Raw genomic sequence first — 15,763 nt, 5'->3', positions numbered from 1 at the left:
GAGGTAGCGTAATTGTGCTCAGAATCAAGTCGCGAATATGGGCAGGCTATATATTCCTGCCCGAGTGCCGACTACTCTGAGCGTAAATAATTCCAGGCTTCCCAGCCGATTCCACAGCTTGACGGGTCGCTTTATTTTTATTGTTTATATTTAGTATTTCGCGACCGACTCGCTGCTTTTATTCGATGATTGCTTCTTGCTCGGTACCCAGGCGGGAAAGCTGGTACGACCCATTGAGAACGTTATTCCACCAGATTGTGTTTTCCAGATACCACTTAACTGTTTTACGAATACCGGTTTCAAAGGTTTCGCTTGGAGCCCAGTCGAGCTCATTTTTTATTTTTGACGCATCAATTGCATAGCGCAGGTCGTGCCCGGGGCGATCTTTTACAAATGTAATTAGATCTTTATAAGACTGAATACCTTGAGGCTTAGTGGGGGCCAATTCCTCCAGAAGCTGACAAATGGTTTCAACGACCTCAATGTTTCTTTTTTCATTGTGGCCGCCAATATTGTAGGTTTCTCCCACTTCGCCTCTCGTGACAACCGTATAAAGTGCACGAGCGTGATCTTCCACGAAAAGCCAGTCCCGAACTTGGGAGCCGTCGCCGTAAACAGGCAGGCTTTTTCCAGCGAGAGCATTTAAAATTACGTGCGGAATCAGTTTCTCGGGAAAATGGAAAGGTCCGTAATTATTTGAGCAGTTTGTAATTATTACGGGCAGGCCGTAGGTTCGCCCCCACGCTCGGACCAAGTGGTCTGACGAGGCCTTACTCGCGGAATAGGGGGAGCTAGGCGCGTAAGGAGTTTCTTCGGTGAAGAGCTCATCAGTGCCTTCGAGATCTCCGTAAACTTCATCTGTTGAAATGTGGTGAAAGCGGAATTTTTCCCGTTCTTCCTCATTCAACGACTTCCAGTATGTACGCGAGGCTTCAAGTAGGGTGTAGGTGCCTACAATATTGGTTTCAATGAAGGCTGAGGGGCCATCAATAGACCGGTCTACGTGCGATTCTGCCGCGAGGTGCATAATGGCAGTAGGGTGATACTTTTCCAAAAGCCGAGAAAAGGCTTCCTGATTACAGATATCTACTTGTTCAAAGTGATATCTCGGGGATTGGCTCACGTCCGCCAGTGACTCCAGATTTCCCGCATAAGTCAACTTGTCAATATTGACTACTTGGTCATCTGTGGATTCAATAATGTGCCGTACAACGGCACTGCCGATGAAACCGGCCCCCCGGTAACAAAAATGGTCCCCATTTGGTACTTCCTTTAGGATGGGTCTATGCCCAACTCACTGAATTTTAAGCTATTTCCGGCGAACAAGTTGAATACTATCACCGCCTGTTGGCACGGTACACCCAGTCTCTGGGGAACGTTCTTTATTTAAATAAAGTGGTTATCTTTCGTTCGTTATGGTTGTTTGTTGGGCGGAATTGAGTGCTAATTACCAAAGAGCTTGGGTAGTGAAGAGCCTGGGTCGCAAGGAGTAGCTTTGATTTTTTTGTTGACTAAGCGGTTAACCAGAATAAGTAGTTGCTGCCGATTGATCGGCTTTGGTGGGGTTTTATATATCGCGTCATTCAATAGGCTGATAGCTCGATCCAGCTCTTGATTGTCTGAATAATAATCAGCTTCAGTTGTGGAGCTCTTCTTAAATTCTTGATGAGTTTTGTCGTGCCATTCCTTTAGCGTAGACAGTATCTCTTGCGGGGTGGCACCGTCTATTTTGCTCAAAAGCTCAACCTCCTTGAGCTTCAGATCTTTTTTCGGCTCTTTTTCTTTTTTTCGGCTATTAATTGTTTTTTGTGACCGAAAAACATAAATGATCCACAGGAGATGTGACGCAATTGCCGCAATAGCAATTTTCTGCCAAAAGCCGGGCTCGACAGGCACTGTAGTCGGGGCAGTTGTAGGTGCTGTATCAGCTTTCCCTGGTTGTGCTGCATTGGTCAGAGGTGCTCCCGAGACATGAAACCGGAACGCTGGCAATTGCGTAGCTCTCTGGCGACCAGACTTGCTATCCCACCAGGTAATCGTGATCGGCGGCAATTGGTAGTCGCCGGGCTTGGTTGCAACTATCGCGGTTGTTTCAATACGGCTGCCGGTAATGCCACTAGTACTCGGCTGATCCTCTTTCTGTGGCTGGTCCGGATAGGTTTTGAGTCCTTCGACATCCAGCGCGGGCAGGGGAGGGAGTTGCGCCGCGCGTAAGCCTTCGGCCCGTAATGTAATGATGCGAGTGATGGGTTCCCCGACTTTGAATTCTTCGGGATCCTTACTCCAGCTCTGCACCATACCCAGGCTGGCTGCCGGCAGCCAGTGAGAGCCGCTGTAGCTGTCGGGTTTGGGTTTGACCTGGACGCTTTTTGCTTCGGAGCGCAGGCGGATACGCTGGGCGTTGCGGTTGAACAGGGAGAAGGGGTCTCTGCGGCCGGTCACGGCTACATAATTGAGGGCGGGAATCTGCAGCTCGCCGGAGCTTTCCGGAAATACGGCATACGTTAGTTCGTAGACGGCATGGCCGACTCCGTTGATTCTGCGTTCGAATCGCTGTTCGTCGACCTTTTCTACGTGGGCACCGGCAATCTGCAATGGGTCGGTAGCGATATCGTGGAGCCCGACAGTTGTGTAGAGGCGGACTTTTACCAGTAGTTGTTCCTGGACGTAGAGTGTGTCTTTGTCCAGTTCTACCTCCAGAAATGCCTGACGGTCATTACCTGCGGGGGATTCGCCCGCTTTGTTGATGGTCATCGGGATGGCATCAGAGACCTGGCCATGCAGGTGCAGGGAAGGGACGAAGAGCTTGCCTTCTTTCAGTGGTGCGAGCACGACGGTCCACTCTACGAAGCTCTCCGCCTTGCCGTTGATAACGCGGTATTGGTTGGATTGCTGGCGGGATAGCAGTTCAAAATCCTGTTGCAGCAGGTTGAAGTCCGGCTGACCGCCACTCTGGTTGCCGCTGTAGCGCAGGGTGAGCGTGAAGGTTTCGTTAATGGCGAGCTCGTTGCGGTCCACGGATGCGGTGAGATCCTGTGCGCTAGCGGTGACGGATGTCAGCAGTAGAAGCAGGCTAATCAGCAGCTTGATTGCGTGCTCCGCAGGGAAACCGGTGAGCCGGTGTCCGCGGTGAGGGGTGGCGATTGTTTCTGCTGGGACTACCATCTTTGGGTGGCTCCGTTTTCCGGGGGCTGCCATTCGCCCGCGCGATAGGCGCGGCGGCGTTGCAGGCTTTCGTATTTGAATTTCTCGCGCATCAGGCCGGCGGGGTCGTCGGGGATCTGGCGCAGCCACTGGTCCAGAGCCTGTTGGGTTTCAGGATCTAGTGGGCTTTCCTCTTCGCCGGGCTGAGCCTGGGCATTTTGCTGTTGTGGCTCGCCATTCTGCTGGTCTTCGCTGCCCTGAGCTTGTTGCTCCTGCTCATTCTGGCCAGGGTCCGGCTGCGGTTCCTGCTGGTCCTGATTGCCAGTCTGTTGCTGCTCCTCTCCTGGCTGCTGCTGGGCATTCTGCTGGCTTTGATCGCCTTGCTGTTGATCCTGCTGCGTATTTTGGTCCTGCTGCTGGTCCTGTTGATTGTCCTGGTCCTGGTCCTGGTCCTGGTCCTGGGACTGGCCACTCTGCTGCTGGTTTTGTTGCTGCTGTTGTTGCAGCTTTTTGAGCTGTTCGGCGATGTCCCGGTTTTGGCGAGCATCCGAAAAATCGGGGTCTTCTTTTAGCGCTTTATCGTAGGCGTTGATGGCTTCGTTGAAGCGGCCTTGTTGTGTCAGGCTGTTGCCCAGGTTGTAGAGCCCTTGTGGGTCTGCGCTTTGGGAGAAGTTCTTGGCTGCAGCATCGTACTCACCGGCGCGATAGTTGGCGGTGCCGCGCCATTGAGAATTGTCGAATTTCTCTGCTGCAGACTTGGCGTCCCCCTGTTGCAGCATCTCTTCCGCTTGCTGATTGGGTGTCTTCCATAGGTTTTGCCAGGTGTCCGCCACGCTTTTCGGGGCGGCAGTGAGTAGCGAGCAGAGTGTGAATGCTGGAATTACACAGGCGAGGGTGCCGCGGCGGAACAGCAGAAGCGCCAGGGGCAGCAGAAGTAGCACCAGCCAGCGCCCTTCCTCTTGCCACTGATCAAATTCCCGCTCGGTCAATTGTGCTTGCTCCGGGGCATTGTTTTTGGGCAGCAGTGTTGCGATGTCATTGTCGGTTACGGAGATCTGCGCAAATTTGCCGCCGGTGCTTGCGGCCAACTGTGCCAGTTCCCCGCGATCAAAATTGGCGATGATGATGGAGCCACTGTCGTCGGTGACAAACCCGCTGCCGGTTGTTTTCGGAATGGGGCTGCCGTCGCCACTGCCCACGGCGAGGATGGACAGGCTGGCATCGCTGTTTTTGACTTCGGCTTCTACGGTGTTGACTGCCGCTTTGGCGATACCGTCCGTTACCGCCAGCAGCCGCCCGCGGCCATTGGCACCGTCTTTTATTAAGCGCAGTCCCGCCTGTACTGCCATTTCAATATTGCTCCCCGGCACCGGCATGATCCGTGGCGAAAGCGAGGGTACCAGATTGGCAATGGTGGCGGTGTCGTCGGTAAGCGGTGTGACTACGTGGGCTTCACCGGCGTAGGCAATCAGGGCGGTAAGGCCGTCTTTGCGCTGTTTTAGGATATCCAGGATTTTCAGACGCGCGCGGGTGAGGCGATTCGGCGAGAGATCGGTCGCCATCATCGAGGGCGACAGGTCCAGGAGAATCACCAGGGCGTCCTGGTTGCTGTAAACCGGGGTGGGCAGTTTGCGCCAGCTGGGGCCGGCCAGGGCAATGATGGCCAGAGTCAGCAGAGCGAATATCAGGGCAAATAGCCAGGGACGCTTTTCCCCGCCGCGCATCAGCAGGTGGGGGAGCAGGTCCGGATCGATGACTTTTTGCAGCTGGCCGCTAGCGAGCACTGTGCGCGCGAGTGCCCAGCAAACGACGGCGACCGGGAGTATCAACCATAAAAATTGGGGGCGCAGGAAATGGAACTCCTGCAGGCTGGCTAACAGGTTCACAGGGCCTGCCTCCTGTTCAGCGGGTGCTGACTACTACCTTTGCTAATGGAAGCTCTGCTTGCAATAAGATTGGCGGCAAGGGGAATCAGTGCCCAGGCCAGTGCCAGAAACAAGGCGAGTCCCAGGGGCCAGATATACAGGGATTTGAGTGGGCGATAGGTTTCCGCCTCCTGCTCTACCGGCTCCAGGCGGTCCAGCTCGGCATAGATATTCACCAGCTCCTGGGGATTGTGGGCGCGGAAGTAGAGGCCGCCGGTCTGGTCCGCGATGGCTTTGAGCGTCTTACTATCCAGATCCCGCGATGGGTTGACCCGGCGGGATCCGAAGCGGGATCCCAGTAGCCCGGGCTGTACCATTTCATCTGCACCCACACCGATGGTGTACACCTTGACCCCGGCCTGCTTGGCGAGCTCGGCAGCTTTCAGGGGGGCAACTTCGCCGGCGGTGTTGGCGCCGTCTGTTAGCAGGATGAGAACACGTTGATCGGCCGGGCGCTGAGTCAGACGTTTGACAGATAAACCAATGGCGTCGCCAATGGCGGTCCCCTGGCCAGCGAAACCGATCTGGGCTTCGGTTAACAGTGTGTCCACAGTCTGACGATCAAACGTCAGGGGTGCTTGCAGATAAGCGCGGGTGCCGAACAAAACCAACCCCAGGCGATCGCCGTTGCGACGCAGCACAAAATCCCCAACAACGTTTTTGACGGCGGTAATGCGCATGGCCGGGTTGCCGTTCAGAAGCATGTCCGGAGTTTCCATACTGCCGGAAATGTCCACTGCGATCAGCAGGTCGCGGGCGCTGCTGGTTTCTGAAATCGGCTCGCCGTACCACTGCGGCCGAGCCGCGGCGGTTACGAGCAGGCTCCAAAGTAGCCAGAGCAGTAACAGGTTGATTTGATTGCCCGGGGCGCTGCCGCCTTTTTGCGGCAGTTGCTGGTAATAGGGCACTTTGATTGCGCTGCTCAGGGGTTCGCTTTTCGGCAAAAGTCGGCGCGCCAGCAAGGGCAGCGGCAATAATAGAAACAGCCACGGCAGGGCAAACTCAAACACGACTTGCCTCCGGTGAATTGGGCGCGATGACGGCTTTGGCGCCCGCCAGCGTATCCGCGGGTATCGGCCTTTCGTGCTTGTGTGCCCAGTATATGGCGTAATCTCGCAGCGCTTCGACGTCGCTGCTGCTGGGCAGCTGGTCGCTGTACAGGTTTTCCAGTAAGGCGCGCTTTGCGGCTTGGGGGATTGGTTGATCCACCGAGGACTGTAAAAAGGCAATCCAGCGCTCACCGGTAAGGGCGGCGCAGGGTTCGCGGCCAAAGGTCACCACAGCGACCCGTTTCATAAGTATGTTGATCTCCTCCACCGCGCGCGGGTTGGCCAGGTCTACTGCTTGCAGCAGTCGTACGCCCTCGGAGCGATACAAGTTTTTCCGGCGCTTCTGCCGAAGGCGCAGAAATATAAATGCGGCGGCAAATATGAGTGCAACCAGGGTTCCGGCGAGGATCCACCAGCCAGGGGCGAGGGGCCACCAGCCGATGGCTGCGGGTTCGTGAATGTCTTTGAGTTGCTCTAACAGTGCCTGCATTTCCGGCGTCATTTGTGGCGCCGGCTGCGCGGTCTGCTGCTGTGCCATTAGCTTCATACCGGCATCCTGCTGGGGCTGGCACTTGGCGCCGGCGGTCGCTCACCGTAGGTGCTGAGCAATACCGGAACCACCGGTTGTGTGCTGTCAAAGTCGACCAGCGGCAGGCGTAGGCGCCGACAAAGCTGCGCAGTCTGCTCGCGCACCTGTTGCTGATGCCGGGAAAAGGCTTCTCGCTGTTGCCGGTTGGACCGGCCAAGAAAGGTGCGCTGGCGACCGTCACTGATGGTGAGGGCCTGATCTGGCAGTTGCTGCTCCAGCGGGTCGGTAATGCGAAGTACCTGAAGATCGGCGTGGCGGGTCAGCAGGTACAGGGGCTGCTCGCAGCTTTCATCCATGTCATGGCAGTCGCTGATCAGGAACACTGCGCTGCCGGGGCGCGCAACCCGGCGCGCTTCTTCCAGCAGGGTGCTGAGCGGCTGGCTGCCGTTTGCAGGGATAGGGCTTTTGAGTGCGGATGCCATTTCCACCATGCTGTGAATGGCCGCAAGTACCGCGTGATGGCTGCGGCGGGGACGAACGGTTTCCAGGTGTTGATCAGAAAACAGCAGGGCGCCGATACGGTCACCGTGCTGCAGGCCTGCCCATCCCAGAGCCGAAGCAATGCTGCAAGCGGCGACGGATTTGAAAGCATTCTGGCTGCCAAAGAACATCGGTGAGCGCAGGTCCAGCAAAATCACCACCGGCCGTTCGCGTTCTTCCTGGAACAGCTTGGTATGGGTTTTACCGGTGCGGGCGGTTACGCGCCAGTCGATGGAGCGCACGTCGTCACCGGGCTGGTAGTAGCGCACCTCTTCAAAGTTCATGCCGCGGCCGCGGTAACGCGTAAGCAGGTTGCCGGCCTGGTCGCTACGGTTTACCCGCGGCTTGAACAGGCGCAACTGGCGGGCGATATGCCGCAGGCGCACTAGTGGTGGCACGGCGGGGTAGGCGCCGCGGAGGTTCAGCTCATTGTGATTGAGGGCTTTCTGCACGTCGAATCCGCTGCGCCTGGTTAAATCGCCGGCACTTGTTGCAGCAAGCGGTGAATGACCTGGTCGGCACTGGCGCCGGCGGCTTCCGCCTCAAAACTGAGCAACAGGCGGTGGCGCAGTACATCCGGCGCAATCGCCATGACATCGTCCGGGGTTACATAGTCGCGACCGGCAAGCCAGGCGTAGGCGCGGGAGCAGCGATCCAGGGCGATGGTGGCCCGGGGGCTGGCGCCGAAGTCGAGCCAGGAGGCGAGTTCGTCGTCGTACCGCTGCGGTTCGCGGGTGGCGATGATCAGCTGGACAATATAGGTCTCAACGGCTTCGACCATGGTCAGGTCGAGAATTTCTTTGCGCGCGGCAAAAATGGTTTCCTGGCTGATGATGGAAGACGGCCGGTCTTCGCCGTGACTGGCCTCAGCGCGGGCCAGTTGCAGGATTTTGGTTTCCGCTTCCGCATTGGGGTAGCTGAGGTTCACCTGCATCAGGAAACGGTCGAGCTGCGCCTCAGGCAGCGGGTAGGTGCCTTCCTGTTCGATGGGGTTCTGGGTCGCCATCACCAGGAACAGGTCCGGCAGCGAATAGGTTTTGCGCCCGACACTGATCTGGCGCTCGGCCATGGCTTCCAGCAGGGCGGACTGTACCTTGGCCGGCGCGCGGTTGATTTCGTCCGCGAGAATCAGGTTGTGAAACACCGGTCCGTGCTGGAAGTGAAATTCGCCGGTTTCCGGACGGTAGATGTCGGTGCCGGTAATATCGGAGGGTAACAGGTCCGGGGTGAACTGCACCCGGTGGAAGTCACCCTCAATGGCATCGGCCAGAGTCTTGATGGCCTTGGTCTTGGCTAGGCCCGGCGCACCCTCAACCAGTAGGTGGCCATCGGCCAGTAATCCTATGAGGATCCGGTTGACCAAAGTCTCCTGGCCAATAATCTGCTGCTCTAGCCAATCACCCAGAATTTTTATCTGCTGGCGTGTGTCCATATCGTCACTTCTTTTGCCAATTTCCTGTTTCAATACGCTGCCCGAGCCGGGTGGCTATCTATCATCTTTATATATAGCCACTCGCCCGCCTCCTGAGGATGAGTCCGAGGATCAGTCGCGAACCGGTTGATTTTAGCGGCGGATGGCTGAGAGGCAACCGCTGTGCCGCTATGGGGGTTCGTCGTGGCTCCTATTAGGGTACTTCGGGCGGCAAAGTAGACAATTATTCTGTCGTTTTGTTCTACCTTGATACAACCTTGAACCAAAAAAATTTATTCACAGCGGTAATCAGTTAAGCCGCGATGGGAGAAAACACGTGAATATGGCCACGGTCATAACGGATAGCCGGGAGGAGCTGCTGGCGCAGGTCAGCGGGATCATTCGGGAGAAGCTGGGCGACAAGGCGGCGCCGGTTGTCGCTTTTGCAGAGCAGTTTCTGAACCAGTACGCACTTGAGGACCTGGCGGGGCGGCGTCTGGTGGATGTATACGGTTGCCTTTACACCTGCTGGGACTTTCTCCAGCAGTACAGCGGCGGCGAGCCCAAGATCCGGGTGTTCAACCCGCGCCTGGAGGACCACGGCTGGGAGTGCTCCCACACCGTCGTTTGTGTATTGCAGCGGGACATGCCGTTCCTGGTGGACTCGGTGCGGATGGAGATCAACAACCGCAATACCGTGATCCACTCCATCAAAAGTACGGTGATGCAGCTGCAGCGGAGCGAGAGTGGCCAGTTGGAAAAGCTGCTGCCTCCCGGAAGCAAGCAGGATGATGCCCGCCAGGACGACCCCAGGGTATCCAGCGAGGCGCTGATTTACCTTGAGATCAACCTGGATACCTCGGCCTCACACGCATCGGACCTGGCCCGTTCGCTGAAGGATATCCTCGGCGATGTGGAGCTGGCGGTCGACGACTATGTGCCGATGCTGGACACCTGCGCCGCGATGGAAGACCAGCTGCATGCCAGCATCGCTGATAACGAGGCCAATCTCGAAGAGGCCGCGGCTTTCCTGCAGTGGATGCGGGATGGCAACTTCACCTTCCTCGGTTACCGCGAATACGAATTCTGCCAGCAAGGCGATAAAAAGGTCCTGTGCGAGGTGGAAAACCGCCGCCTGGGGATCTTCAAAAACCTGCAGCAACCCGCAGAGCCTACGCCGGAGTATGCCTTCAATGAGGGCAAGCAGAAGTTCTACCAGGGGCCCAACTTCCTGACGTTTGCCAAGTCTTCCGTCAAGTCCCGGGTGCACCGGTCTGCTTATTCGGATTACGTCAGCATCAAGCGTTACGATGCCGCAGGCGAGGTGATCGGGGAATCGGCGTTTATGGGGCTCTACACCTCACCGGTGTACACCGAGAGCCCGGCCAAAATTCCTATCATCCGTCGCAAGCTGGCCTCGGTGATGGAGCAGAGCGGCCTGTCTCCCACCAGTCATGATGGCAAGGCGCTGAAGCGGGTGCTGGACACCTTCCCGCGGGACGAGCTGTTCCAGAGCAGCACCAAAGAGCTGTTCGATACCACCCTCGGCGTGCTCGCCATGAATGAGCGCGCGCGTCTGCGCTTGTTTATGCGCAAAGATCCGTTTGGCAAATTCGTCACCGCCATGGTTTACGTGCCGCGGGACCAATTCAACAGTGAGGTGCGCGAAAAGATCAGCGATCGTATCGCGAGAACCATTCACGCGCTGGACTCCGATTTTACGACCTATTTTTCCGAATCCATTCTCGCCCGGGTGCACCTTGTGTTCCGGGTGGATCCAAATGAGCCGGTGGACTTTGATGTAGCGCGACTGGAGGCGCAAATCGTGGACATTACCCGCAGTTGGGAAGACGTATTCCAAAAATCCCTCATTGAATCCCACGGTGAGGAGCAGGGCAGCCGCCTGATCAGTACCTTCGGTCAGGCCTTCCCCGCGGGTTACCGCGAGGACTTCGAGCCTCGTATCGCGGTACAGGATGTGGCCTTGATTCAGGAGATCAGCGCCGATCACCGCGTGGCCATGAGTTTCTACCAGCCGGTTGGAGCCGAGCCTGGTAGTCTGCGCTTTAAGGTATTCAACTGGGGCAGCGGCCTGACCCTGTCCGATGTGATTCCGGTACTGGAAAACCTGGGCCTGCGGGTGATGGGCGAGTTCCCCTATACCATTCGTCCCCGCGGCCAGCAGGATGTGTGGATGCACGAGTTCCACCTGGAATTTGGCTTGCCAACCCGCGTCGACGCCCAGGCCTCCCGCTCCTTGTTCCAGGATGCCTTCGCCGCAATCTGGGATGGCGTGGCCGAAAGCGATGCCTTCAACCGGATGGTGCTCGCCGCACGTCTGAACTGGCGCGAAGTGTCCATGCTGCGCGCCTACGCCCGCTACCTGAAGCAGACCAAGTTCAGTGCCAGCCAGTCCTATATTGCTGCGACTCTGGCCAACCATGTGGAAATTACGCGTAATCTGGTGGCCCTGTTCCGCGCCATGTTTGACCCGCGCATCAATTCCGCCGATCGCCAGGATCAGTCCCGGGTCGAGCGCCTGATCAAGAAGATTCACGATGGCCTGGATGCGGTAGACAACCTCAACGAAGACCAGGTGATCCGCCGTTATCTGGAGCTGATTCGCGGAACCCTGCGGACCAATTTCTTCCAGCTGGATGAGAACGACCAGCCCAAGGATTACATCTCCATCAAGTTCAGCCCGCGGGATATTCCGAATATTCCCGAGCCGCGCCCGGAATTCGAAATCTTCGTCTACTCGCCGCAAGTCGAGGGCGTACATCTGCGCGGCGGTAAAGTGGCCCGCGGTGGCCTGCGCTGGTCCGACCGTTTGGAAGACTTCCGCACCGAGGTGTTGGGATTGGTGAAAGCCCAGAATGTGAAGAACGCAGTGATTGTACCCAGCGGTGCCAAAGGCGGATTCGTGGTACGCAAACCACCGGTCGATAACAGCCGAGAGGCGCTGATCGAGGCGGGTATCAACTGCTACAAAACCTTTATCCGCGGTCTTTTGGATGTCACCGATAACTTGAAAGATGGCGAAGTCATCCCGCCGCCGCGGGTTATTCGTCGCGACCAGGACGACCCCTACCTGGTTGTTGCGGCCGACAAGGGCACCGCCACTTTCTCCGATATCGCCAACGGCATTGCCGCGGAATACGACTTCTGGCTGGGCGATGCCTTCGCCTCTGGTGGCAGCAACGGCTACGATCACAAGAAAATGGGCATTACCGCGCGCGGTGCCTGGGTCTCTGTGCAGCGTCACTTCCGCGAAATGGGCGTGAATGTACAGGCGGAAAATTTCTCGGTGATTGGCATTGGTGATATGGGCGGCGATGTATTCGGCAACGGCATGCTGCTGTCTGAACATATCTGCCTGAAAGGTGCTTTCAACCACCTGCATATCTTTGTCGACCCCAACCCGGATGCCTCCAGCAGCTTTGTCGAGCGCAAGCGCCTGTTCGAACTGCCGCGCTCTGCCTGGACCGATTACAACCTCAGCCTGATTTCCAAGGGCGGTGGTATTTTCGAGCGCCGTGCCAAATCCGTGAAAATAACCCCGGAAATGAAGCAGGCCTTCGGAATTTCCGAGGACCAGCTGACGCCGAACGAACTGATCAGTGCCATGCTCAAGTCGCCGGTAGACCTGATTTGGAACGGCGGTATTGGCACCTATGTCAAAGCCAGCAGCGAGAGCCACGCTCAGGTTGGTGACAAGTCCAACGACAACCTGCGGGTGAATGGCAATCAGCTGCGCTGCAAAGTGTTTGGCGAGGGCGGCAACCTGGGCATGACCCAGCGCGGCCGTATCGAGTTCTCCCTGAATGGCGGTCGCTGTAACACCGACTTTATCGACAATGCCGGCGGCGTGGATTGCTCGGACCACGAGGTAAACATCAAGATCCTGCTGGACAAGGTGGTGGCCAATGGCGACCTCACCAGCAAGCAGCGCAACCAGCTGCTGGAGGAGATGACCGAGTCGGTAGCCGAACTGGTGCTGGACAACAACTACAACCAGACTCGCGCTCTGAGCGTGGCGAGCTACCAGGTGGGCGACCGGTTTGACGAATATCGCCGCGTGATCAACGCGCTGGAGAGCGAAGGCCGACTGCGTCGCGCACTGGAATTCATCCCTGACAATGAAACCCTCTCCGAGCGTCAGAACAAAGGCCAGTACCTGACCCGCCCGGAACTCTCGGTACTGATTTCCTATGTGAAAGTGAAGCTTAAAGAAGAGCTGCTGAACGCGCACATCATTGACAATGAACGTGTGCAGGAAGCGGTTGTTTCCGCCTTCCCGCCCACCCTGGTGGCGCGCTACGAAGCGCTGGTCTACGACCACCAGCTGCGCCGGGAAATTGTCTCCACCCAGGTGGCCAATGAAATGGTCAACAGTATGGGGATTACTTTCTACCATCGCATCAGCGGTGCTACCGGTGCGGATATCGACACCATTGCGGCGGCCTATATCAGCGCTCGCGATGTTTACCTGATGCAGGAGTTCCAGGACGGCGTGGCGGCACTGGACTATCAGGTACCGGCGGATCTGCAGCTGCAGTTGATGAACTCCATGATCGGCCGGGTGCGCCGCGCGACGCGCTGGTTTGTGCGCAACCGCCGCGGTGATCTGGATCCGGCGCAAGAGCGCGACCTGTTCCAGGATTCCGTGCAGCGGGTAATTCGTGCACTGCCAGAAGTGCTGAGTGGCGAACCTCTGCGCGAGTGGCAGTCCCGCCACGATCAGCTGCTCGCAGCGAACGTGCCAGAGCAGTTGGCACTGCTCGCGGCATCACCGACCTATCTGTTCTCGGCTTTGGGTATCTCCCAGTCGGCACAGGTCAGCGATCGCCCGGTGGAGGAAGTGGCCAAAACCTACTTTGCCCTGGCAGATAAGTTGGGACTCTACTGGTTCGGTAACCAGATCATTGACCTGCCGGCGGAAACCTTCTGGCAGTCTCAGGCGCGGGAAACCAGCATGGATGACCTGGACAGCCAGCTGTCCAAGCTCGCCATTCACATTCTGCGCCTTGCGGGAGACGATGGCCTGGATGTGGACAGCGCGGTAAGCCGTTGGGTAGACGTCATGGCGCAACCCATCCAGCGCTGGGAGAGCCTGATGAAGGAACTGAAGTCTTCTCCTCAGGGTGATTTCGCCATGTTTACCGTGGCCCTGCGTGAGCTGATGTACCTGGCGAACGCGACTTCAGATCAGGAAACCCTGGCCTAATCGTATCCGGGCCGGTAATCCGACTGAGAAATTCAGTCCGGAAGTCCGTACAATATGGCGGCTCGCTTTAGCGGGCCGCCAATTTTGTATGGCCCAAATTCGTGCCGATGTCCTTTCGGGACACACACGAAATGCGTAACGAATGCGTTAAAGAATAGGAAGCCCATGTACCAGCACTTGCGCAAAGCCCTGTTTGCGTTGGATCCGGAGCGATCCCACCACCTCTCTATTGATGCCATTGGGGCGGCCGAGCGCCTGGGGCTCATGTCGCTATTCAGCAAGTCAGTACCGGATGACCCGGTTGAGCTGATGGGGCTGACACTGCCCAACCCGGTAGGCCTGGCTGCAGGTCTCGACAAGAACGCGCAGGCGTTTAATGGGTTTGGTGCGCTCGGCTTTGGATTTGTCGAAGTGGGTACTGTTACCCCGCGTCCACAGCCCGGCAATCCGTTGCCGCGCTTGTTCCGTCTGCCTGAGGCAGAAGGGATCATCAATCGCATGGGGTTCAATAACGAAGGTGTGGACTACCTGCTGGAGCGGGTCAAACACCGGCGCTATTCCGGCGTGCTGGGCATTAATGTGGGCAAGAACTTCGATACCCCGGTGGAGAAGGCGGCGGACGATTACTGCCTGTGCATGGAAAAAGTGTACGCCCACGCGGATTACATCACCGCCAATGTTTCTTCGCCCAACACCAAAGGCCTGCGGGACTTGCAGTTCGGCGATAGTCTGAGCCAGCTTCTCGATGCGTTAAAGGAGAAGCAGCAACAACTGGCCAAGCGCCATGATCGCTATGTGCCGCTGGCAGTGAAAATCGCTCCGGATATGGACGACGATGCCATCGCTCATGTTGCCAAAACCCTGCGTGACAACAATATCGATGGCGTCATCGCGACCAATACCACCATCGATAAATCCTCTGTGCAGAATCTGGAACACGGCGCGGAAGAGGGCGGGTTGAGCGGTCGCCCTCTGACCGAGCGCTCCACCGAAGTGATTCGCAAGTTGGCCGGCGAGCTAAAAGGGGAAATCCCGATTATCGGCGTGGGCGGAATTTTCGATGGCGAATCTGCTGCGGATAAAATCCGTGCGGGTGCCACGGCGGTGCAGATTTACTCCGGATTTATTTATCGCGGACCCGAGGTGATTCACGAGGCGGCAGCGGCCATCGCTGAATTGCACCGGGGGCGAGTCGTCAAGGCGTAATCCTCGCGTGGGCGACGAGGTTTGGTTGATACAAAAATCCCGGGAAATACCCGGGATTTTTTTGTAGCTATCGGCTACTTGTAACTATAGGTTGTAACTACCGGTTGTAACTGTCAGTGGTAATTACCGGCGAGCGGCTTACATATTGGCGATGCGCTGTGCCTGCGCTGCGCGCCCGAATCCGCTCCAGTAGTCCTGTCGCCCTTGGCGCCAGCCGTTTACCCACTCCTGATGCAAGGCCCCGTTTTCATGGGGGCAACTATCGTGATTTCTGCCCTCAGTGGCAGCAACGTAACCTTTGTGGAAAGCTCTATCGTTGGGATTACGTTTTTGGCGTTTCATAGATATGGCACCTCGATCTGTTTGCGATGTTCTCGCGATCAACTGTTGATCCCTATCTCCCCCTGATGTGGCGATTGGATCAATAATTTTCCCCCTCTGTGAATTCCAGCTTATTGTGGAAGTCGCCGTTGGAGAAGGGACTCACCGACAATTCATGAGCGGCTCACCAACTGGGACTCAGTAAATCAGATTCGCGCCAGATCCTGAACGATCGAATTTTTCTGAAAAAGGCTCGCTATAGGCGAAATTTGTTTAGAAATATGTCTAGAAAGACGGGATTTGTATAGCGAGTCGGGCAGTATTGCCGCAATCGGAAGAGTTCGGGAATGCGATCCCGGATTAAGGTATGCTTGCGCCACCTGATGCTGGCATGGCCAAAATGCCCGTGAG

The 15,763-nt window shown here is 56.9% G+C and carries 10 protein-coding genes; 2 read left to right on the top strand and 8 right to left on the bottom strand.

Features of this window, described 5'->3' with window-relative positions; genetic code table 11:
- Positions 1-178: 178 nt before the first annotated feature.
- The 7 genes from rfbB to GRX76_RS13600 form a co-directional block, all read right to left on the bottom strand.
- Positions 179-1,279: a dTDP-glucose 4,6-dehydratase gene (rfbB, locus tag GRX76_RS13630; RefSeq protein ID WP_160154970.1), complete on the bottom strand. Its 1,101-nt coding sequence runs from the start codon at positions 1,277-1,279 to the stop codon at positions 179-181.
- Positions 1,280-1,443: 164 nt separating this feature from the next.
- Positions 1,444-3,165: a BatD family protein gene (locus GRX76_RS13625; protein WP_160153818.1), complete on the bottom strand. Its 1,722-nt coding sequence runs from the start codon at positions 3,163-3,165 to the stop codon at positions 1,444-1,446.
- Positions 3,159-5,030, bottom strand: coding sequence for a VWA domain-containing protein (locus GRX76_RS13620; RefSeq protein ID WP_160153817.1), 1,872 nt, complete (start codon positions 5,028-5,030; stop codon positions 3,159-3,161). Before GRX76_RS13620 ends, GRX76_RS13625 begins: the two co-directional genes overlap by 7 nt.
- Positions 5,027-6,079 (bottom strand): VWA domain-containing protein, encoded by a 1,053-nt coding sequence (locus GRX76_RS13615; protein ID WP_160153816.1) that lies wholly within the window; start codon positions 6,077-6,079, stop codon positions 5,027-5,029. Before GRX76_RS13615 ends, GRX76_RS13620 begins: the two co-directional genes overlap by 4 nt.
- On the bottom strand, positions 6,072-6,665 hold the full coding sequence (locus GRX76_RS13610) for a DUF4381 domain-containing protein (protein ID WP_160153815.1): 594 nt from the start codon (positions 6,663-6,665) through the stop codon (positions 6,072-6,074). The genes GRX76_RS13615 and GRX76_RS13610 overlap by 8 nt, the downstream gene beginning before the upstream one ends.
- Positions 6,662-7,639, bottom strand: a complete 978-nt coding sequence (locus GRX76_RS13605; RefSeq protein WP_160153814.1) for a DUF58 domain-containing protein — start codon at positions 7,637-7,639, stop codon at positions 6,662-6,664. Before GRX76_RS13605 ends, GRX76_RS13610 begins: the two co-directional genes overlap by 4 nt.
- 20 nt (positions 7,640-7,659) lie before the next feature.
- Positions 7,660-8,619: a MoxR family ATPase gene (locus GRX76_RS13600; protein WP_160153813.1), complete on the bottom strand. Its 960-nt coding sequence runs from the start codon at positions 8,617-8,619 to the stop codon at positions 7,660-7,662.
- Between the two features lie 322 nt (positions 8,620-8,941).
- Here GRX76_RS13600 and GRX76_RS13595 point away from each other — a divergent pair, with 322 nt between their 5' ends.
- Together GRX76_RS13595 and GRX76_RS13590 are read left to right on the top strand one after the other, a co-directional pair.
- Positions 8,942-13,825: an NAD-glutamate dehydrogenase gene (locus GRX76_RS13595; protein WP_160154969.1), complete on the top strand. Its 4,884-nt coding sequence runs from the start codon at positions 8,942-8,944 to the stop codon at positions 13,823-13,825.
- A gap of 165 nt (positions 13,826-13,990) precedes the next feature.
- On the top strand, positions 13,991-15,031 hold the full coding sequence (locus tag GRX76_RS13590) for a quinone-dependent dihydroorotate dehydrogenase (protein WP_160153812.1): 1,041 nt from the start codon (positions 13,991-13,993) through the stop codon (positions 15,029-15,031).
- Positions 15,032-15,169: 138 nt separating this feature from the next.
- Here GRX76_RS13590 and rmf read toward each other — a convergent pair whose 3' ends face one another.
- Positions 15,170-15,373 (bottom strand): ribosome modulation factor, encoded by a 204-nt coding sequence (gene rmf, locus GRX76_RS13585; protein WP_160153811.1) that lies wholly within the window; start codon positions 15,371-15,373, stop codon positions 15,170-15,172.
- Between the last annotated feature and the right edge of the window lie 390 nt (positions 15,374-15,763).

Source organism: Microbulbifer sp. ALW1 (assembly GCF_009903625.1).
Lineage (GTDB): Bacteria > Pseudomonadota > Gammaproteobacteria > Pseudomonadales > Cellvibrionaceae > Microbulbifer.
This window is presented reverse-complemented; position numbering and strand designations above follow the sequence as displayed.

Excerpts from the sequence above, each read along its gene's own strand:
- GRX76_RS13625 (WP_160153818.1), bottom strand. The coding sequence starts at position 3,165 with ATGGTAGTCCCAGCAGAAACAATCGCCACCCCTCACCGCGGACACCGG.
- GRX76_RS13610 (WP_160153815.1), bottom strand. The coding sequence starts at position 6,665 with ATGAAGCTAATGGCACAGCAGCAGACCGCGCAGCCGGCGCCACAAATG.
- GRX76_RS13600 (WP_160153813.1), bottom strand. The coding sequence starts at position 8,619 with ATGGACACACGCCAGCAGATAAAAATTCTGGGTGATTGGCTAGAGCAG.
- GRX76_RS13595 (WP_160154969.1), top strand. The coding sequence starts at position 8,942 with ATGGCCACGGTCATAACGGATAGCCGGGAGGAGCTGCTGGCGCAGGTC.
- GRX76_RS13590 (WP_160153812.1), top strand. The coding sequence starts at position 13,991 with ATGTACCAGCACTTGCGCAAAGCCCTGTTTGCGTTGGATCCGGAGCGA.
- rmf (WP_160153811.1), bottom strand. The coding sequence starts at position 15,373 with ATGAAACGCCAAAAACGTAATCCCAACGATAGAGCTTTCCACAAAGGT.